The sequence below is a fragment of the Bradyrhizobium sp. in8p8 genome (assembly GCF_000426845.1).
GTDB lineage: Bacteria > Pseudomonadota > Alphaproteobacteria > Rhizobiales > Xanthobacteraceae > Bradyrhizobium > Bradyrhizobium japonicum_C.
Window position 1 is genome coordinate 47,010 of the sequence record NZ_AUGD01000005.1, and the last position, 20,163, is coordinate 67,172.

Sequence of the window (20,163 nt, forward strand, 5' to 3'; positions counted from 1 at the left end):
GCATTCAAGATGCAATCCAGCCGAGACGAGCGTCTCCGCCGTCGGCGGAGAGCCGCAGGCGCGGCTTGGCACCGAGCGGCAGCGACAGCCCGAACTGCTCGGCGACGGGCGCGACAGGTGCGAGAAGCTCATCGAGATGATGCTGCCGCAAGATCGCCGCTGTGATGTCGAGATAGGTCTCCAGCCGGTCGCGGAATTGCGGGATCGTCACCTCTCCCCGCATGCGGGAAGAGGGAGAAGAACATCAATAACACGCCGCCATCGCGCCGAGTTTCGGATAGAGACGGTCGATCGCGACGATCTCGCTTTTCATCTGTGCGATGATCCAGTCGCGGATCTCGGCGGCGATCGGGCGCATCGGCCGGTTGCGCGGCGGCAGGAATTCGCAGATGCGGCGCGTGGTGGTAAGCGTGCCGGAGGCGGGCACCAGCGCGCCGGTCAGGAGCCAATGCGAAGCCACCGTCAGCCAGCCGAGCGCAATCCCCTGGCCGAGCAGCGCGGCCTGCACCACGACCGCATAGTCGGTGAAGCTCAGCGCTTTCGCCGCCCCGCGGCGTCCGGTGAGGAGCGATGCGTAATCCGCGGACCAGTCTCCCGGCGTCTCTGCGAGGCGGATGATGGTGTTGCCTTCGGTGGGATCGCTCTCGCCGAGATAGCCGGGGCTGCACATCGGCAGCATGACCTCCTTCATCACCAGCGTGCCGCCGGAGGACGGCTCGTCACGGTCGCGAAAGCGCATGCCCAGATCGACATTCTCCACCGGTCCGCGTAGTGCACCGGAGATGAGCTGGAAGCGCAGATCGACCTCCGGAAACCGCTTCTGCAGCTTGTCGATGCGCGGCATCAGCCAATGCGTGGTGAAGGCTGATGAGACCGATAGCGTCACTGTCTCGGTGCCCTTGCGGCGCCGCTCGATCTCGACGAGGCCGGTCTCGATACTGCGAAAGCCTTCGAGCACGCGGCGATAGAGCAATTCGCCTTCCTCGGTAAGTACCGCGCGTCCCGCTGTGCGGTCGAACAGGCGAACGCCGAGATGCTCCTCAAACTGACCGAGCATCCGGCTTACTGCCGGCTGCGTGACGTTCAGCTCTGCGGCTGCGGCTGTAAAACTGCCATTGCGCGCCGCTGCGTCGAAGACGAACAGGGCGTTACTGGAAGGCAGCATCCGGCGCAGCTCGGGCATAACGTCATGTTATGAGCGCGGTGAGAATTTGGCAATTGCCGAGTTTTGCCAAGTCTGTTGTCATTGGCATGACGGCCTACAGACAGGGGATCGGAGAGAAGATCGGTTGCAGCGCACGCTGAAGCCGCGAGTGCTCCAGATGCCTGTCTATAAAGCAGGCTTATGGCGCGCAGTGAGGCACGCCATTGCAGGGATGGGTGAGGTCGATCGTTGGACAAACGAGCGGAGAGCGTCGAGATCAGGTCGGCCAGCAAGACGTATGGCGCCGTCCGCGCCCTCGACGACGTTTCTCTCAACGTCGGTGCCGGCGAGTTCGTCTCGCTGCTCGGTCCCTCCGGCTCGGGCAAGACCACTCTGCTCGGCATTTTGGGCGGCTTCATCCTGCCATCGAGCGGATCGATTTTCTTCGGTGGCCGCGACGTCACCTACATGCCGCCGCACAAGCGCGACATCGGCGTCGTGTTCCAGAATTACGCGCTGTTTCCGCACATGAGCGTTGGCGAGAACGTCGCTTTTCCGTTGCGCGCGCGTCGCCTGCCGAAGGCGAGCTGGCCCGACAAGGTGCGCGCGGCCCTCGGCATGGTCGGGCTCGCCGGCTACGAGGAGCGCGGCATCGCCCAGCTCTCGGGCGGCCAGCGTCAGCGCGTGGCGCTGGCGCGCGCCATGATCTTCGAGCCGCGCCTGATCCTGATGGACGAGCCACTCTCCGCGCTCGACAAGCAGTTGCGCGAATCCATGCAGATCGAGCTGCGCGCGCTGCACCGGCGCATCGGCGCCACCATCATCTACGTCACCCATGACCAGCGCGAGGCGCTGACCATGAGCGACCGGGTCGCCGTGATGAAGGACGGCCGGCTGATCCAGATCGACGAACCCGAGCGCCTGCACGACCATCCGGCAGATTCCTTCGTCGCGAGCTTCATCGGGGAGGCGACGATGCTGCCCGTTCGCCGTGTCGATGCGGCCTGCGTCGCGCTGGGCAATGCGCTGCTGCGCAGCGCCCGTGCCATTCCCGATGGCGATGCACTGATGCTCGCAGTGCACAGCGAAAAGCTCCTGATCGACGATGGGGCGCAGGATGCCGCCTGCAACCGGCTGACCGGCACGGTCACCGACATCGTCTACCAGGGCGAGAGCCTGCGCATCTTCCTGGCGCTCGCTGACGGCATCGCGCTCAGCCTGCGCCAGCCGAGCTATCACCAGGCCTACAGCCGTATTCCGCCGCTCGGCGGCAGCCTCACGGTCACCCTTCACCCCGAGGACACCATCGTCGTGCCCCGGGCGGACTGAAGCCAGCCTTGTTCAACCTGAGAGAAGAAACTGACATGTCGACCCAAGCCGCGTTCAGCAATTTCAAGGTTCTCACCTTCGACGTCGTCGGTACCTTGATCGATTTCGAGACTGGCGTCCTCGACGCAGTGCGCAAGATTTCCGGCAAGACGTCGGCCGAGCTCAGCGACGACCAGATTTTCGAGCCGTACAAGCGCGGCCGCGACAAGCATTATGGCCGCTCGAGCGAGGCGATGTTCCACGTCTATCGCCATCTGGCCAAAGAGCTCGGGCTGCCGGCTGACGATGCATCCTGCGATGTGTTCCAGCTCTCGGTGCTGCACTGGGGGCCGTTCGCGGATTCGGTCGAGGCGCTGAAGCGCCTGCGCACGAAGTTCCGCCTGGTGGCGATGACCAATGCCGACCGCGTCGCGCTGTCCTGCTATGCCCACGCGCTCGGCGATCCCTTCGACGATACGGTGTGCGCCGACGATACCGGTGTCGCCAAGCCGAATCCGGAATTCTTCGCCTACAACAGGGGGCGCCAGTCCGCTTTCGGCTACAAGCAGTCCGACATCTTGCACGTCGCGCAGAGCCAGTATCACGACATCGGGATCGCGCGGAAGCTCGGCTACCGGGTGTGCTGGATCGAGCGCCGCCAGGGCATTCCAGGCTTCGGCGGCACGCCGGCAGTGGAGACGCTGACCAAACCGGACTTTCATTACCCGACGTTGAAGGCGCTGGCGGACGCGGCCGTCGGGCCAGCGGTCTAACGTTGTGAGCGCGGGCATGACACGGGACTGGAGCGAGCTGCCATCGGTCAACTCGCTGTGGGAAGCCACGGCCGAGCCGGCGCGTGCGTTTCCCGTGCTGTCAGGCGAGCAGCAGGCCGACGTGGTGATCATCGGGGCGGGCTATACGGGACTCTCCGCCGCGCACCACATTGCCAAAGACGGCCTGTCGCCAATCGTGCTGGAGGCCAATCGACCCGGCTGGGGTGCGAGCGGGCGCAATGGCGGCGTGATCACCGCAAAGTTTCGCCTCTCGTTCCGTGAGGTCGACGCCGCACATGGCCGCGCCATGGCCAAGCGCATGTACGAGATCGCGCATGAATCGACCGACATGGTCGAGGAACTTGTCTCCGAGTTCGGCATCACGAGTGCGAACCTCACGCGCACCGGCCAGGTCAAGGCGGCGCACAACGAGACGACGCTGAAGACCGCGATCGGCGAGGCCGATTGGATGACGCGCGAAATGGGCTCGGCCGAGGTCCGCATCCTCGACAAGCACGGTGTGCGGGACGAGACCGGCTCCGACATGTTCGTCGGCGGGGTGCTCAATCCCGGCTCGGGCGGCATCCATCCGTTGAATTATCTGCGTGGTCTGGCAAATGGCGTTGCGAGCCGCGGCGTCCCGATCTTCCAGGAATCACCCGTGGTGCGGCTGTTGAAGGAGAGCGGCGGTATCGTTGCCGAGACGCCGCAAGGTGCAGTGCGAGCCAAGCAGGCAATCGTCGCCACCAACAGCTATTCCGACCTGACCGGCGCGACTGCGCAGATGCAGCGCACGCTGATCCCGTTCCGCAGTGCCATCATCGCCACCGAGCAGTTGCCGCGCAATGTGGCTGGACGGCTGATGCCCACGGGGCGCACCTATACCGAGACCAAGCGCATGATGCGCTGGTTCCGCATGGTGGACAATCGGGTGATCTTTGGTGGCCGCGGCGCCTTCGGCAAGCAGGACTCGCAAGCCGCCTTCGACGCACTGCGTAAGGCAATGGTCGGCATCTTCGGCGATCTCGCCGATGTTCCGCTCGAATACAAATGGTCGGGCCTCGTGGCGATGACGATGGACTCGGTGCCGCATATCGGCCGGCTCGACGACCGCACGCTGGTCTCGATGGGCTACAACGGCGCCGGCGTTGCGATGTCGAGCCTGATGGGCCGCTATCTTGCCGCCTTCGTGCGCGGCGAGACGCCGGAGGTCGGCCTGCTCGATGTCAGGCGCATGAAGCCCATTCCACTCTATCCGCTGCGCGAGCCCGCGGTCCGCATGGTCGCCGGCTGGTACCAGTTTCTCGATGCGATCGGTCAGTGAGAGTTCTTTGGCGATGGAGGATACGAGGATGACGACGAAACGGAATTCCGGATTTGGTTACGCCTTGTTGGGCGCTTCGATCAGTGCAGTCGCGCTCGGCACTGCAGCCGACGCCGCCGAGCAGATCACCTTCGTCTCGCAAGGCGGCGCCTATCAGCAGGCACAGACGGTGGCGATCCTCGATCCTTCCGCCAAGAAGCTCGGCATCACCATCAACCAGGATTCCATCCCCGATGCCTGGCCCGCGATCAAGACGCAGGTCGGCAGCGGCAAGCCAATCTGGGACGTCGTGGATACCCCGACCGGCTATTGCCTGCGCGGCGGCGAGCAGGGCCTGATCGAGAAGCTCGACTTCTCGAAGATTCCGAACGCCGCAGCGATGCCGGAGGCGTATCGCAGCCCATATTCGGTGTCCTACGAATTCTATTCCAGCGTGCTCGCCTACAGCCAGAAGACGTTCCCGAAGGACGCGCCGAACAGTTGGGTCGATTTTTGGGACGTGAAGAAATTCCCCGGTCGCCGCGCGCTGCGCAATCATCCGATCGCAACCCTCGAAGCCGCGTTGATGGCCGACGGTCTCGCACCCGACAAGCTCTACCCATTGGACGTCGACCGCGCGTTCAAGAAGCTGGAGGAGATCAAGCCGCACATCACCGTGTGGTGGACCTCGGGCGCGCAGTCGGCACAGCTGCTCAATGACGGCGAGGTCGATATGGAGATGGCCTGGAACGGCCGCGTCAGCGCCGTCGCCAAGGAGGGCGCGAAGGTCTCCTTCACCTACAACCAGGGCATCTTGCAGAGCACCTCGCTCTGCATCCTCAAGGGCGCGCCCAATCTCGGCACGGCGGTCAAGTTCATCAACGAGGCGGTTGATCCCGTGCACCAGGCCAACCTGCCGCTCCACATCGACTACGGCCCGGGCAATCCGAAGGCGTTTGAGACGGGCGTGATTAAGCCCGAGCGCGCCACGCAATTGCCGAGCGAGCCGGCGAACGCGGCCAAGCAGGCGCTGATGTCCTATGCCTGGTGGTCCTCGCCCGCCGGCGAAGCCGCCGAGAAGCGCTGGGCATCGTTCATGCAGAAGTGAGCAAGCGAGGCAGCGTTGGCGACATCCGTGTCCGATCCCTCCCAAAAGCACCAGCGCCGTGAGCACGGCCTGATGCTGGCGTTGGTGTCGCCGGCGCTGCTGGTAGTCCTGGCTCTGATCGTACTGCCGGTCGGCTGGCTGGCTTGGCAGTCGATCTACCATGACGGCTTCACGCTGGAGAACTATCGCCGCGTCTTCACCGAAGACATCTACTGGCGCAGCTTCGCGCTGACCTTCCAGATCAGCCTCGCGGTCACACTGATCGCCCTACTGCTCGGCTACCCCTTGGCCTATCTCGCCAATTCGTTGCCGAAAGGATGGGGCATTTTCATCCTGTCCCTGGTCATGCTGCCGTTCTGGACCAGCGTGCTGGTCCGCGCCTATGCCTGGCTGGTGCTGCTTCAGCGCAGTGGCGTGATCAACCAGTTCCTGCGCCATCTCGAATTGGTCTCCGAGCCGCTCGCGCTGGTCCACAACACCTTCGGCACGGTGGTCGCCACCGTGCACATCCTGTTGCCCTTCATGGTTCTGCCGCTCTATGCCACCATGCAGAAGATCCCGAACGATCTGATGCAGGCCGGCGCCAGCCTGGGCGCGAGCCCGTCGCTGACGTTCCTCCGGGTCTTCTTGCCGCTGTCGCTGCCGGGCGTGCTCGCCGGCTGCACCATGGTATTCGTGCTCTGCCTCGGTTTCTACATCACGCCGGAGTTGCTCGGCGGCGGCCGCACCGTGATGGTGTCGATGCTGGTGAGCCGCAATGTCGAGCTCTACAATCAGTTCGGGGCCGCGAGCGCGGTCGCAGTGGTGCTGCTCCTGAGCGTGCTCGTGATCTTCTTCGCGGTCAGCCGCTTCATCTCGCTCGATCGCGTGCTGGGACACAAATGATGCGCGCCTCGTCCGCCCGGATTGTCTTGTACGTGATCAGCGTGCTGGTGTTAGTCTATCTGATTGTTCCCGTGCTGATCATCGTGCCGATCTCGTTCTCCAGCGCGCGTTTCCTGACGTTCCCGCCGCCGTCCTTCTCGCTGCGCTGGTATGAGCAATATTTCTCAAGTCCCGCCTGGATGCAGGCGACGCGGGTGACGCTGACGGTCGCATTCCTGACCGTCCTGATCGCGACGCCCTGCGGCGTTGCCGCCGCCTATGCCGTCAGCCAATCCAGGCTGCGTATCATGCGCGTTATCCATATGGCGCTGCTTCTGCCACTGGTGGTGCCGATCATCATCACCGCGGTCGGCATCTTCTTCGTCTATACCCGGGTCGGCCTGGTCGCGACCCTGCCCGGCCTCGTGCTGGCGAATGTGATGCTGGGACTGCCTTACGTTGTCATCTCCGTGCTCGCGGGCCTGCAGAGCTTCGATCCGGCGCAGGAGATGGTGGCGCGCAGCCTCGGCATGAACCGCCTGCGCAGCTTCTTCGCGGTGACGCTGCCGCAGATCAAGTCCAGTGTCGTCGCCGGCGGCATCTTCGCCTTCATCTCGGCGATGGACGAGACGATCGTCGCGCTGTTCATCTCCGGCGGCCAGTACCAGCCGCTGACCAAGCGCATGTTCACCGCGCTGCGCGACGAGATCGACCCGACCATCGCCGCGATCTCCACCTTGATGACGGCCGCCTCATTCATGCTGGTGCTGCTGGCGAGCGCACGACAGAAGCGGAGTGGGTGAGGACAGTCCACGTCTCCAGGCACCTCGATCTCGGCACGGGGGCTGAAGTTGAGGAGATCAAATCATCCGATCGCGAAATCGGCGGCCGTCTCGGCGTGAATGGCGGTGGTGTCGAACGTCTCGACCGAGGTGTCGTCCGGGCCGACCAGCATGGTGATCTCGGTGCAGCCGAGGATGATGCACTCCGCGCCCGCGCCGACGAGCGCCGCCATCACCTCCTGATAGCGGCGGCGCGCGGGCGCCGTCACGTTCCCGAGGCACAGCTCGTCGTAGATGACGCGGTTCACTTCGGCGCGCTCGTCCGCGGGAGGAATCAGGACGTCGAGATCGTGCGCGCGCAGCCGGTCGATGTAGAAGTCTTCCTCCATCGTGAACTTCGTGCCGAGCAGCCCGACCCGCCGATATCCCCTGGCCCGGATCCGCTGCGCCGTGGCATCGCCGATGTGAATGAACGGAACGGTCACGCTGGATATGATCTCCGGCGCCAGTTTATGCATCGTGTTCGTGCACAACACGATCGCACGCGCGCCGGCGTCTTCGAGGCGTCGTGCGACCTCCGCAAGGCTGGCCGCCGCCTCCTGCCAGCGGCCGCCGTACTGCATCTGTTTGATCTCCTCGAAATCGTAGGAATACATCAAGAGTGGAGCGGAATGCAGCTTTCCCATGCGGTCGCGAACCCGCTCATTGATGAGCTTGTAGTAGAGCGCGGTGCTCTCCCAGCTCATGCCCCCGATCAGGCCGATGGTTTGCATTCAGGCGCTCCCAACGAGTCAATTCCGACCCGATCGTAATGGAAGAACTGCAAGCTCGCCATCGCGACGATCCCAAGTCCTTCATCCACTCGTGGGTCCCCTTCACAAGCGGCGGTCGGGCGGGCCGGAGTGCAAACGGCAGGGACCGGCATGACGCCTGCGCAGGCTATGAGAGGTCTTTCGATCTTGCGCACTCTTCCGGCCTGTCCTACCCAGTTCCCGAAAGTGCCTTTTGAGGGAGCCGACATGACCATCCGCAACGCCCGCACCGGGGGCCAGATCCTGATCGATCAGCTCGTCGCCCAAGGCGTCGAGCGAGTCACCTGTGTGCCGGGCGAGAGCTATCTGGCGGCCCTCGATGCGCTGCACGACAGCCCGATCGACGTGGTGATCTGCCGCGCCGAGGGCGGAGCGGCGATGATGGCGGAGGCTTATGGCAAGCTCACCGGGCGGCCCGGCGTCTGCTTCGTCACCCGCGGCCCCGGTGCCACCAATGCCAGCCATGGCGTCCACATCGCGATGCAGGACTCGACGCCGATGATCCTGTTCGTCGGTCAGGTCGATACCGGCATGCGCGAGCGCGAGGCGTTCCAGGAGCTCGACTACAAGGCCGTGTTCGGCACCATGGCGAAATGGGCGGTCGAGATCGATCGCCCCGACCGCATTCCGGAGCTGGTGGCGCGCGCTTTCCGCGTCGCCATGCAGGGCCGCCCCGGTCCCGTCGTGATTGCGCTGCCGGAGAACATGCTGACCGAGACGGCGGCGGTGGCGGACGCCATGAGGGTCGAGCCCGCAATGAGCTGGCCGGCGCCTGCCGATATCGAGAAGCTCAGCACCATGCTCGCGGGCGCCAAGGCCCCGCTGGTCGTTCTCGGCGGCTCGCGCTGGACCGACGAGGCGACCAAGGGCATCGCGCGGTTTGCCGAGCGCTTCGACCTGCCGGTCGCGACCTCGTTCCGCCGGGCCTCGCTGATCGACGCCGACCATTCGCACTATGCCGGCGATCTCGGCATCGGACCGAGCCCGGGCCTCAAGGCGCGCATCGAGGGCGCCGACGTCATCCTTCTCATCGGCGGCCGCATGTCGGAGATGCCGTCCTCGTCTTACACGCTGCTCGACATTCCGACGCCGCGCCAAAAGCTGATCCATGTGCATCCGGGCTCCGAGGAGCTCGGCCGCGTCTATCAGCCGGCGCTTGCGATCCAGGCGACGCCGGCCGCCTTCGCGGCCGCCGTCGAGACGCTGAAGCCTTCGGGCGCGGTGGCGTGGAAGGGCGAGGCCGCCAAGGCGCACGCCGATTATCTCGCCTGGACCGAGAAGGCGCGCGAGCTGCCGGGCACGTTCCAGTACGGCCAGGTGATGACCTGGTTGCGCGACCGCCTGCCGAAGGATGCGATCGTCTGCAACGGCGCCGGCAATTATGCAGGCTGGATTCATCGCCACCATCGCTTCCACAGCTTTGCCGCGCAGCTGGCGCCAACCTCGGGCTCGATGGGCTATGGCGTGCCGGCGGGTGTGCTGGCAAAACGGCAATATCCGGACCGCGTCGTCGTCGCCTTTGCGGGCGATGGCTGCTTCCTGATGAACGGCCAGGAATTCGCGACGGCCGTGCAATATGACGCGCCGCTGATCGTCGTCATCATCGACAATTCGCAATACGGCACCATCCGCATGCATCAGGAGCGCGACTATCCCGGCCGCGTGGTCGGGACCCAGCTCAAGAACCCGGACTTTGCGATGTATGCGAAAGCGTTCGGCGGTCATGGCGAGCGCGTCGAGCGCACGGAAGAATTCGCGCCGGCCTTCGAGCGTGCGCTTGCCTCGGGCAAGCCGTCGATCCTCCATTGCATCATCGACCCGCGCGCGATCTCGGTCGGCAAGGATTTCACGCCTGCGGTGAAGGCTTAAAGCCATGCCGGCCGGCCGCCACGTCGCCATCATCGGAGCCGGTGCGATCGGCGTGATCAGCGCGATCGAGGCCCTGAGGGAGGGGCATCGCGTCACGCTGATCGATCCGGGCGAGCCCGGCGGCGAGCAGGCGGCGAGCTACGGCAATGCCGGCTGGCTGTCGTCGCATTCGGTCATACCGCCGGCCGAGCCGGGCATCTGGAAGAAGGTGCCGGGATATCTGATGGATCCGCTCGGGCCGCTCGCGATCCGCTGGTCTTACCTGCCGAAGGCGTTGCCCTGGCTGGTCAAGTATCTGCTGTCCGGCTGGACCGAGGGACGCGTGGAGAAGACGGCCTTCGCGTTGCGTGACCTCCTGAAGGACGCGCCGCTGCTGCACCGGAAGCTCGCGGAAGAGGCCGGCGTGCCTGAATTGATCGAGCGCAACGGCGTGATGCACGTGTTCACCTCCCGCGGCAGTTTCGATAGCGATCTCGGCTGGCGGCTGCGCAAGAAGGTCGGCGTCGAATGGCTCGAGCTCAGCGCCGACGAGATGCGGCAGCGTGAGCCGGATCTGCATCCGCGCTACACGTTTGGCGTGGTGGTGGAGGAGGCCGGGCGCTGCCGCGATCCCGGAGCCTATGTTGCCGCGCTCGCCAATCACGCGCTCGCCAGCGGCGCGGTGCACGTGCGGGACAAGGCGACCGGGCTAAGACTCTCCGGGAACAAGCTCGTCGCCGTCGTCACCGAGAACGGCGAAATCCCTTGCGATGCTGCGGTGGTCGCCGCCGGCGCACGGTCGAAGCAGCTCACCGCCTCGATCGGCGATCCGCTGCCGCTGGAAACCGAACGCGGCTATCACGTCATGATCGAGAATCCGGAATCCGGCCCGCGCAGTTCGATGATGGCATCCGACGCCAAGATGGTGGTGAACTGGACCAACAAGGGCCTGCGTGCCGCCGGCACCGTCGAGATCGCCGGCCTCGAGGCCGCGCCGAACTGGAAGCGTGCCGAGATCCTGCGCAACCACCTGCTCGGCATGTTTCCGAAACTGCCGAAAGACATTCCGGCCTCGCGCATCAAGACCTGGTTCGGCCATCGCCCGAGCATGCCGGACGGACGTCCCTGCATCGGCTATGCGCGGGCCTCCCGCGACGTCGTCTATGCTTTCGGCCACGGCCATGTCGGCCTGGTCGGCTCGGCCCGCACCGGGCGTCTGGTCGCCCAGCTCGTGAGCGGCAAGGCGCCGGAGATTCCGCTCGGCCCCTTCGCCCCCGAGCGATTCCTCTGAGAGGCCAGCCATGAGCACCGCAGCCAATCCGTCTTCCCGCATCGCCCGTGGCGGCAAGTCCATCTACGGCGCGCCGCTCGGCATTCTGATGCTGGAGGCGCGCTTTCCCCGCATTCCCGGCGACATGGGCAACGGCACGACCTGGCCGTTTCCTGTGCTGTATCGCGTGGTGAGCGGGGCCTCGCCGGAGAAGGTCGTGCTGAAGGGCGCAGCCGGCCTGCTGCCCGACTTCATCGACGCGGCCAAGGATCTGGTGCGGCTCGGGGCCGAAGCCATCACCACCAATTGCGGCTTCCTCTCGCTGTTTCAGAAGGAGATCGCGGCGGCCGTCGGCGTTCCCGTCGCGACCTCGTCGCTGATGCAGGTGCCGTGGGTGCAGGCGACCTTGCCGCCGGGCAAACGCGTCGGTCTCGTCACGGTGTCTGGCTCGACGCTCTCGCCCGCACATCTCGAAGGCGCCGGCGTGCCGCTCGACACACCGCTGGTTGGCACGGAGAAGGGCAAGGAGTTTTTCCGCGTCCTGATCAAGGCCGAGAAGGACGACATGGACGTGGCGCAAGCCGAGCGCGACGTGGTCGAGGCCGGCAAGGAGCTCGTCGCAAGGAATCCGGATGTCGGCGCCATCGTGCTCGAGTGCACCAACATGCCGCCTTATGCCGCCGCGCTTCAGGCCGAGGTCGGATTGCCCGTCTACGACATCTATTCCATGATCATCTGGTTTCACGCCGGACTGCGCCCACGAATCTTTGCGTGAATCCGTCCCCTGAGATCGTCACAAGTCCTGGAGCGAGCCCATGAAACTATCCGGCAAGGTCGCGGCTATCACCGGCGCGGCGCGCGGCATCGGCAAGGCCTGCGCGATGAGGTTTTTGGAGGACGGCGTCAAGGTCGTGATCTCGGATATCGATGCCGAGGGCCTCGCTGCGACGGCCACCGAACTCGGACGACCGGATGCCTTGCGCACCGTCGTCGGCAATGTCGCCAAGCGCGCTGATGTGGACCAGCTGGTCGCGACTGCGGTGAAGGAGTTCGGTCGGCTCGACATCATGGTCAACAATGCCGGCGTCGCCCGCAACCAGGGCATTCTCGACATCACCGAGCAGGATTTCGACGAGATCATCGGCATCAATCTGAAAGGTGCGTTCTTCGGCGTGCAGGCGGCCGCCAGGCAGATGATTGCGCAGGGTGGCGGTGGGGTCATCATCAACATGTCCTCTGTGAACGCGCTGCTGGCGATCCCGGCGCTGGCGACCTATGCGATGTCGAAGGGAGGCATGAAGCAGCTGACCTCGGTCGCCGCCGTTGCGCTGGCCCCGCACAACATTCGTGTGGTGGCGGTCGGCCCCGGTACGATCCTGACCGACATGGTGGCCTCGTCAATCTACACCTCGGAGGAGGCGCGCAAGACCGTGATGTCACGCACGCCGGCCGGCCGCGGCGGCGAGCCGAGCGAGGTGGCTTCGGTCGTGGCGTTCCTGGCCAGTGACGATGCGTCGTATATCACCGGACAGACGATCTATCCGGATGGCGGCAGATTGATCCTGAACTACACGGTGCCGGTGAAGGACAAGTAGGGCGTTGTCGCCCCACTCTCGGTGTCATCGCCCGGCTTGACCGGGCGATCCGGTACTCCGAGGCGGTCGTGGTTGAAACGATGGGCCGCGGCGTACTGGATTCCCCGCTTTCGCGGGGAATGACAGTCGTCGTGAGGCGGGCAGTTTGCCCCTCACTCCGCCGCAACCGTCATCCCATGGCCGAGCCGCTTCGAGATGCCGCCGGCACAGTCGCGCAAGGCGAGCGCGATCGGGCTGTCCCAGCGGGCATCGAAGGTGCCTTCCGGTCCCATCGCGGTGATGACCAATGCGACATGGCCGGAATGATCGAACACCGGCGCCGAGAATGCGTTGACGCCGGGCAGGGGATCGCCGAGCGCGCGGGCGAGGCCGTGCTTGCGGACCTCCGCGAGCATCTCGGTGAGCTTGGCGCCCTTCACGGCGCGCTTCGGATTGTAGCCGACGCCATGGCGGTCGAGCCCGCTTTCGAGCGCGGCGCTGATCGTCTTCTCCGGCAGGAACGCCGCAAAGGCGCGGCCCGTCGCGGTCTCCAGCAGCGCCATCACCGAGCCGACGCGCATCACGATGTGCACCGGTTGGGCCGGCTCTTCGAGCTGCACCACGGTCGGACCGTGCGTGCCCCAGACCGCGAGCGAGACCGCGTGACCGATCTGGCTGGCCAGGCCCGCGATCTTCGGCCGCGCGATGCGCACGCCGGAGAGGCGGCGCAGGCTGATGAGGCCGAGCTCCAGCGCCAGCGCGCCGATCTCGTAGCGGCCGGTGGTCTCGTCCTGCTCGATCAGGCCGATACGGGAGAAGCTGGCGAGATAGGGATGCGCCTTGGCCGGCGTCATGCCGGCCTCGCGGGCGAGATCGCGCAGCATCATCGGCTCGCCGCTCCTTGCGAGGGCGCGAAGCAATTCTCCGCCGACCTCGATCGACTGGATGCCGCGGCTTTCCCTCTTCATGCGCCTCCTGGCGTGGCTTACGCCGCGTTGCGCTTGGCAGCGCTGTCGGCAAGATGTCTGCCGGCAATGTAGCCGAACGTCAGCGCCGGCCCAAGCGTGATGCCGGCGCCCGGATAATTGCCGCCCATGATGCTCGCCATGTCGTTGCCTGCGGCATAGAGGCCGGGAATCACGCGGCCCTCGGCATCGAGCGCCCGCGCGTTCTCGTCGGTGACGATGCCGGCATAGGTGCCGAGATCGCCGATCACCATCTTGATGGCGTAAAACGGTCCGTTCTCGATCGGCGCGACGCAGGGATTCGGCCCGTGCAGCGCATCGCCCTGGTAGCGGTTATAGGCCTTCGAGCCCTTGCCGAAGGCGGCATCGTGTCCGAGCGGGGCGGCGGCATTGAATTGCCTGACGGTCTCGGTGAAGGCCTTGGCATCGATGCCGGCCTTCGCCGCCAGCGCCTCGAGCGTATCGCCGCGCATGAGATAGCCCGTCTTCAGGTGATGGCCCAGCGGCATCGGGAAAGGCGGCACGCAGCCGAGGCCGTATTTGCGCAGCGTCTTGTGATCGCAGACCAGGTAGGCCGCGATCTCCTCGCCGGGCTTTGCCGCCTTGATCATGGCCTGGACGAAGTCGTGATAGGAATTGCCCTCATTGGCAAAGCGCCGGCCGTCGCGCATCACCGCGATCACGCCGGGCTTGGCGCGATCGATGAAATGCGGCATCACGCCCTTCGATCCGTCCTTGCGCGTGGTCAGCGACACCGGGACCCAGGCTGCAGCGTTGGGCAGGCGATCCTCGATGCGACCGCCGGCGCGCTCGGCCAGACGCAGTCCGTCGCCGGTATTGCCGGTCGGTCCCGGGGAATAGTGCTCATTGCCGGTGGGCGCATGCGGAAACATCTTCTTGCGCCGCTCGACATCATGCGGAAAGCCGCCGCAGGCGAGCACGACGCCCTGGCGCGCGCGGACGCGCACGTCGCGTCCCTCACGTGAAACGATCGCGCCGGTCACCGCGCCGTTCTCGACCGTCAGCTCGTGCACCGGCGCGGACAGCCACATCGGGATCTTGAGGTCGAGCGCGGATTTCGCCAGCCGTCCGGCGAGCGCGTTGCCGTTGGTCAGCGTCATGCCGCGGCCGTAGCGCAGCACGTCCATGAGATGCCGCGACAGGCGCTTGGCGACATAAGCGGCCGAGGTCAGCGACTTCGTCACCCGCATGAAGTGGATGATCTCCTTGCCGGAGCCCAGCATCATGCCGAACACGGTGAGCTCGGGCAGCGGCATGCCGAGCGTCTTGACGAGGTCGCCGAGCTCGCGACCGTCAAACGGGCGCGTCACCATGGAGCGGCCGCCCTGCGCGCCGCCGGGTGCCTCGGCGTGATAATCCGGAAACACCAGCGGCATGTCGAAGCGCAGCGCGGTCTTGGTGGTGAAGAAATCCACCGCCTCGGGGCCGGCGCTCAGGAAGGCATCGACGCGTGCGGCGTCATAATTGTTGCCGGCCTCGTGCCGCAGATAAGTGCGGGCCTGCTCCGGCGTTTCCTCGATGCCGTACGCCTTCGCCAGCGAGGTACCGGGAATCCAGAGCCAACCACCGGAGCGGGCGGTGGTGCCGCCGAAGCGCGGCTCCTTCTCCACGATCAAGACGTCGAGCCCACGATGGCGCGCGGTGATCGCGGCCGACATGCCGGAGCAACCCGATCCGGCAACGAGCACATCGCACTCGTAAGTTTCAGCGCCGCTATGCTCGTTGCCGGTCATGTCTCACCTCATTTCTTCAGGAGCGGGCATTTGGATTCGGAGACCGGGCGGAAGGCGTCCTCGCCCTTCACGGTCTTGACGATCTCCAGATAGTCCCACGGCTCCTTGGACTGCTCGGGCTTCTTCACCTTGGCGAGATACATGTCGCGGATGACGCGGCCGTCCTCGCGCAGTTTGCCGCCATGGACGAAGATATCCTCGATCGGCAGCTCGCGCATCTTGGCCATCACCTTGGCGGAATCGTCGGTGCCGGCCGCCTTGATCGCCTTCAGGTAATGCAGCACCGAGCCGTAGACGCCGGTCTGGATCATGGTCGGCATCACCTTGGTCCGTTCGTAGAATTTCTTCGACCAGGCGCGGGTCGCCTCGTCCATGGCCCAGTAGGACGCCGTAGTCATGTAGGTGCCCTGCGCCGCCTTGAGGCCGATCGCGTGCACGTCGGTGTCGAACATCAGGAGGCCGACCAGCTTCTGGCCGCCCTGGACGAGGCCGAACTCGCCGGACTGCTTGATGGCGTTGTCGGTGTCCTGGCCGGCATTGGCGAAAGCGACCACGTCGGATTTCGAGCTCTGCGCCTGGAGTGCGAAGGAGGAGAAGTCCGCCGTGTTGGTCGGATGCTTGACGCCGCCGAGCACCTTGCCGCCCATCTCGTTGATGAAGCGGGTTGCATCCTTCTCGAGCTGCTGGCCGAAGGCGTAGTCCGCCGTGATGAAGTACCAGGACTTGCCGCCTTCCTTGATCACGGCGGAGGCCGTCACTTTCGACAGCGCGTAGGTGTCGTAGGTGAAGTGCACGGTGTTCGGGCTGCACAGCTCGTCGGTCAGCGAGCTCGCACCGGGGCCGGAGAGCAGGGCGACCTTGCCCCGCTCACGCACCATGTTGTGCACGGCGATCGCAATGCCGGAGTTGGGGATATCGACCACGGCGTCGACTTTGCCGTTGTCGAACCAGCCGCGCACGATCTGCACGCCGACGTCGGTCTTCATCTGGTGGTCGGCGCTGATGATCTCGATCGGCTTGCCGAGTACGGTCGGCCCGAATTCCTCCACTGCCATCTTGGCGGCCTCGACCGAGCCCGGCCCGCTATTGTCGCGACCCCAGCTCGACAGGTCCGTCAGCACGCCGATCCGGACCACGTCGTCGGAGACTTGCGCGGTGGCCGCCGTGGTCATGGCACTCGAAGTCATGGCCGCGATCATGGCACAGGCGAGACGCCCCATCATGGTTGTTTCCTCTCTTTTTGGCCGCTTCGGCGCGGCTGGCTTGCTGTGGAGGTAAATTAGATAATAGCGAATGAGTTTGTCAATTGCGAATAATGGCAGTCGCGAGGGTTCCGCCTTCGACGCGACCACGTCGTGGCGATGGACACGCAGCCGCCTCAACCCCGTCATTGCGAGGAGCCCTTGCGACGAAGCAATCCAGATCGTTTTCGCGGCTGAAGTCTGGATTGCTTCGCTGCGCTCGCAATGACGATCGTGGAGGCAGCGCGCAAAGTCCCGCGCCGTTATCCTGTGAGAGACAACGCCTCCACATTGCGGCCGTCATAACGATTAGCCATGATGCTCCACGGAATCTGTGGGCAGGGCATGACAGCAGCAATTGGGTTCTCCGCTGCGGCGGAGAAATCGAAGACGGCGCATGTGGTGTGGGCGAGCGCGCTCGGCACCGCGATCGAATGGTACGATTTCCTGATCTACGGCACGGCGGCGGCGCTGGTCTTCAACAGGCTGTTCTTCCCGAGCTTCGATCCCTTCGTCGGCACGCTCGTGGCATTCTCGACCTATGCGGTCGGCTTCGTGGCGCGGCCGATCGGCGGGGCCATCATCGGGCATTACGGCGACCGGCTCGGCCGCAAGACCATGCTGGTCGCGACCATGATCGCAATGGGCCTCGGCACCTTCCTGATCGGCTGCCTGCCGACCTATGATCAGATCGGCATCTGGGCGCCGATCCTGCTCGTCTGCCTGCGCTTCGTTCAGGGCATCGGGCTCGGCGGCGAATGGAGCGGCGCGGTGGTGATGGTGATCGAGCATGCCGGCCGCCGACGCGGCTTCTACGGCAGCCTGGTGCAGATCGGCTTTCCCGTCGGCGTTGCCGCCTCCACCGGCATCTTCGCGCTGATGACGAAGCTGCCCGAGGCGGACTTCCTCAGCTGGGGCTGGCGCGTGCCGTTCCTGATCAGCATCCTGCTCGTCGGCGTCGGCTTCATCGTGCGGCTCAAGCTCGCGGAGACGCCGCACTTCAAGGAAGTGGTCGAGCGCAAGGAGGTGCTGGCGCAGCCGGTACTCGAGGTGCTGCGCCGCGACTGGCGCAGCTTTCTGCTGGCCGTCGGCATCACGGTGTCGGAGGTCGGACTCGCCTATCTCCTCACCGTCTTCACCGTGGTCTACGCCACGACGAAGCTCGGCCTGCCCCGGCAGGTGATCCTGGATGCCGTGGTCTATGCCGCCGTCGTGGAATTCGCGACGCTGCCGCTTGCCGGCTGGCTGTCCGATATCTTCGGCCGCAAGGCGCTGTATCTGGCCGGCGGCGTGTTCTCGGTGGCGCTGGCCTTCCCGCTGTTCTGGTTCCTCGACACCGGGGAGCCGGCGCTGATCACGCTCGCGCTCGTCGTCACGATGACCCTGACCCATGCGCTGCTGTTCGGGCCGAAGGCCGCCTTCATGCCGGAACTGTTCCGCACAAAGGTGCGCTACAGCGGCGCCTCGCTCGGCGCCAACGTCGCAGCAGCGCTCAGCGGCGGCTTCTCGCCGCTGATTGCGGCCGGGCTGCTCGCCTGGGCCGGCTCCTATTGGGCGGTGTCCGTCTACATCATCGCCCTGTCGGTCGTCACGATCATCGCAACGCTGCTGGCGCCGGAGACGGCACGGGACGCGCTGAGATCCTGAGGGTCAGCGCGGCCAGCGGGCTGCCCGGCGGCCCAAAAAAATTTTTGGGCGGCCCCTTGAAACCGGTTTCCGGTTTTCTAAGTCGTTTTTCGCCGCGAGAGCGGTGTGCCGGATGCCATGAGGGTTCGGCACGGGCGCCGGGCTGGTCTTTTCGGACCCGTCTGAATTCCCGCCTTGCGCTCCTTCGTATCCATCTTGCTCTTAGGAGGACTTGGTTATGAGGACCAGTTTTGATTTCGCCCCCCTGTGGCGCTCCACCATCGGCTTCGATCACCTGGCCGACCTCGTCGACAGCACGCTGCGCCAGGCGACCGAGGACAATTATCCCCCCTACAACATCGAGCGCTCCGGCGAAGACCATTACCGGATCAGCCTTGCCGTGGCGGGGTTCGGCGTCAACGATATCACCGTGACGGCGGAGCAGAATGCGCTCACCATCGAGGGCCGGAAGCCCGAGACCGCCGCGCGCGAATACCTGTACCAGGGCATCGCCGCGCGTCCGTTCCGGCGCGTGTTCAACCTTGCCGACTACGTCCAGGTCAAGCAGGCCTCGTTCCAGGACGGGCTGCTGATCATCGACCTCGTCCGCGAGGTTCCGGAAGCCATGAAGCCGCGCCGGATTCCGATTGCGGGCGGCGCTTCTGCGGCATCGCAGATCGAGCAGAAGAAAGCAGCCTAACGCTCGATCGATCGAATGGCGGAACGCGGCGCGCGGAGGCGCGGGCCGCGCTCCCGGTGCATGAAGGAGACAACCATGGCTTTTCGTGATCTCATTCCCTGGTCGAGGAACCAGGAGCTCGCGCCGGCGCGCGACAATTTCGATCCGTTCCTGACGCTTCACCGCGAGATGAACCGTCTGTTCGACGACGTCTTCCGCGGCTTCGGCGGGACCGGCCTGTCGCCGCTGATGGAGGGCCGGTTCGGCTGGCCGAAGGTCGAGCTCAGCGAGACCGACAAGACGCTGACCGTCTCGGCCGAGCTTCCAGGCCTCACCGAGAAGGACGTCCAGGTCGAGATGGCCAGCGGCGTCCTGACCATCCGCGGCGAGAAGAAGGCGGAGCGCAACGGTGAAGGCAGGTACTTCACCGAGCGCTATTACGGTGCCTTCGAGCGGCAGATCCCGCTGGAGGGCGTCGAGGAGGACAAGGCCGAGGCGTCGTTCAAGAATGGCGTCCTGACCGTATCGCTGCCGAAATCGGAGAAGGCGCGCGAGGGCGTCAAGCGCATCGCGATCAACAGGCATTAATGTCAAGCGGGACGGGGGCGATTGGCGCCGCCGTCCCGCCGTCAACAACCCCGTCCCTTTGGAAAGGAGCTTGAGGGAGGCACGACCGATGACCAACGTGAATACCAATCCCGGCACTCTCAACCCGCTGTTTCATCCCGCCGCCCATTACGACTCGCCGGCCGAGGTCCTCAATGCGAAGGATCTCTCCGCGCCGGAGAAGCGGATCATCCTGTCGTCATGGGCGTCCGACATGTACGCCGTCGAATCCTGTCCTGCCTTGCGAGAAATTCCCGGTATGAGCCACGCGGTTCGACTGGTCGATATTCTGGCCGCCCTGCGCAAGCTGGACGGCGACAACGACAACGACGACCCGCCGCGCGGCGGCGGCGTGCCGATGCGGCTGCGGCGGCCTTGGGCCGCCGCAGAGAGGCGGGCTGCATGATGGTCACGCCGACCGTTCTCGGCCTCGTGCTGCTCGGCCAGGCCTCGGCGGCCTGGGCCGTTCCGTTCCTGGCCCTGCAGGGCTGGGTCGTCGCACCGCG

General features: G+C 65.3%; 20 protein-coding genes. 14 read left to right on the plus strand and 6 right to left on the minus strand.

All coding sequences use genetic code 11. The features are described 5' to 3' along the window. Positions 1–4: 4 nt before the first annotated feature. On the minus strand, positions 5–211 hold the full coding sequence (locus K408_RS43405) for a hypothetical protein (RefSeq protein WP_245265900.1): 207 nt from the start codon (positions 209–211) through the stop codon (positions 5–7). Positions 212–244: 33 nt separating this feature from the next. Beyond that, entirely contained in the window at positions 245–1,183 is a 939-nt protein-coding gene (locus K408_RS0114940; RefSeq protein WP_024339365.1) for a LysR family transcriptional regulator, read from the minus strand. A gap of 210 nt (positions 1,184–1,393) precedes the next feature. Here K408_RS0114940 and K408_RS0114945 point away from each other — a divergent pair, with 210 nt between their 5' ends. From K408_RS0114945 to K408_RS0114970, 6 genes are all read left to right on the plus strand, one after another. Next, the gene (locus tag K408_RS0114945; protein ID WP_024339366.1) at positions 1,394–2,473 is read left to right on the plus strand and encodes an ABC transporter ATP-binding protein; all 1,080 of its coding nucleotides are present in this window, start codon (positions 1,394–1,396) and stop codon (positions 2,471–2,473) included. Between the two features lie 35 nt (positions 2,474–2,508). Next, complete coding sequence (locus K408_RS0114950; protein ID WP_024339367.1) at positions 2,509–3,225, plus strand: HAD family hydrolase; 717 nt, start codon at positions 2,509–2,511, stop codon at positions 3,223–3,225. Positions 3,226–3,241: 16 nt separating this feature from the next. Further along, positions 3,242–4,549, plus strand: a complete 1,308-nt coding sequence (locus tag K408_RS0114955) for an NAD(P)/FAD-dependent oxidoreductase (protein WP_024339368.1) — start codon at positions 3,242–3,244, stop codon at positions 4,547–4,549. A 28-nt stretch (positions 4,550–4,577) separates the two neighbouring features. After that, entirely contained in the window at positions 4,578–5,636 is a 1,059-nt protein-coding gene (locus tag K408_RS0114960; RefSeq protein WP_024339369.1) for an ABC transporter substrate-binding protein, read from the plus strand. Between the two features lie 72 nt (positions 5,637–5,708). Further along, a complete protein-coding gene (locus K408_RS0114965; protein WP_035698158.1) occupies positions 5,709–6,521 on the plus strand; it encodes an ABC transporter permease in 813 nt (270 codons plus the stop codon). Further along, positions 6,518–7,303: an ABC transporter permease gene (locus K408_RS0114970; RefSeq protein WP_024339371.1), complete on the plus strand. Its 786-nt coding sequence runs from the start codon at positions 6,518–6,520 to the stop codon at positions 7,301–7,303. The genes K408_RS0114965 and K408_RS0114970 overlap by 4 nt, the downstream gene beginning before the upstream one ends. A 62-nt stretch (positions 7,304–7,365) precedes the next feature. Here K408_RS0114970 and K408_RS0114975 read toward each other — a convergent pair whose 3' ends face one another. Beyond that, entirely contained in the window at positions 7,366–8,055 is a 690-nt protein-coding gene (locus tag K408_RS0114975) for an aspartate/glutamate racemase family protein (RefSeq protein WP_024339372.1), read from the minus strand. A gap of 246 nt (positions 8,056–8,301) precedes the next feature. Here K408_RS0114975 and K408_RS0114980 point away from each other — a divergent pair, with 246 nt between their 5' ends. The 4 genes from K408_RS0114980 to K408_RS0114995 are packed head-to-tail and all read left to right on the plus strand — an operon-like array spanning position 8,302 to position 12,807. After that, positions 8,302–9,963, plus strand: coding sequence for a thiamine pyrophosphate-binding protein (locus K408_RS0114980; RefSeq protein ID WP_024339373.1), 1,662 nt, complete (start codon positions 8,302–8,304; stop codon positions 9,961–9,963). Between the two features lie 4 nt (positions 9,964–9,967). After that, complete coding sequence (locus K408_RS0114985; protein ID WP_024339374.1) at positions 9,968–11,233, plus strand: NAD(P)/FAD-dependent oxidoreductase; 1,266 nt, start codon at positions 9,968–9,970, stop codon at positions 11,231–11,233. 10 nt (positions 11,234–11,243) lie between these two features. Further along, a complete protein-coding gene (locus K408_RS0114990; RefSeq protein WP_024339375.1) occupies positions 11,244–11,987 on the plus strand; it encodes an aspartate/glutamate racemase family protein in 744 nt (247 codons plus the stop codon). 40 nt (positions 11,988–12,027) lie between these two features. Then, positions 12,028–12,807, plus strand: a complete 780-nt coding sequence (locus tag K408_RS0114995) for an SDR family NAD(P)-dependent oxidoreductase (RefSeq protein WP_024339376.1) — start codon at positions 12,028–12,030, stop codon at positions 12,805–12,807. A 152-nt stretch (positions 12,808–12,959) separates the two neighbouring features. Here the strand turns inward: K408_RS0114995 and K408_RS0115000 are convergent, their stop codons facing one another. The 3 genes from K408_RS0115000 to K408_RS0115010 are packed head-to-tail and all read right to left on the minus strand — an operon-like array spanning position 12,960 to position 16,728. Beyond that, positions 12,960–13,754 (minus strand): IclR family transcriptional regulator, encoded by a 795-nt coding sequence (locus K408_RS0115000; RefSeq protein ID WP_024339377.1) that lies wholly within the window; start codon positions 13,752–13,754, stop codon positions 12,960–12,962. Positions 13,755–13,771: 17 nt separating this feature from the next. Then, positions 13,772–15,505, minus strand: a complete 1,734-nt coding sequence (locus tag K408_RS0115005; protein ID WP_024339378.1) for an FAD-dependent oxidoreductase — start codon at positions 15,503–15,505, stop codon at positions 13,772–13,774. An 8-nt stretch (positions 15,506–15,513) separates the two neighbouring features. Continuing rightward, positions 15,514–16,728 (minus strand): ABC transporter substrate-binding protein, encoded by a 1,215-nt coding sequence (locus tag K408_RS0115010; RefSeq protein WP_024339379.1) that lies wholly within the window; start codon positions 16,726–16,728, stop codon positions 15,514–15,516. A gap of 363 nt (positions 16,729–17,091) precedes the next feature. Between K408_RS0115010 and K408_RS0115015 the strand changes: the two genes are divergently transcribed. The 4 genes from K408_RS0115015 to K408_RS0115035 all read left to right on the plus strand — a co-directional run bounded on the left by K408_RS0115015 (position 17,092) and on the right by K408_RS0115035 (position 20,063). Continuing rightward, positions 17,092–18,393, plus strand: a complete 1,302-nt coding sequence (locus K408_RS0115015) for an MFS transporter (protein ID WP_024339380.1) — start codon at positions 17,092–17,094, stop codon at positions 18,391–18,393. Positions 18,394–18,610: 217 nt separating this feature from the next. Then, complete coding sequence (locus tag K408_RS0115020; RefSeq protein ID WP_024339381.1) at positions 18,611–19,072, plus strand: Hsp20 family protein; 462 nt, start codon at positions 18,611–18,613, stop codon at positions 19,070–19,072. Between the two features lie 75 nt (positions 19,073–19,147). Then, entirely contained in the window at positions 19,148–19,639 is a 492-nt protein-coding gene (locus K408_RS0115030; protein ID WP_024339382.1) for an Hsp20/alpha crystallin family protein, read from the plus strand. Between the two features lie 88 nt (positions 19,640–19,727). After that, positions 19,728–20,063, plus strand: a complete 336-nt coding sequence (locus K408_RS0115035) for a hypothetical protein (protein ID WP_024339383.1) — start codon at positions 19,728–19,730, stop codon at positions 20,061–20,063. Positions 20,064–20,163: the final 100 nt, after the last annotated feature.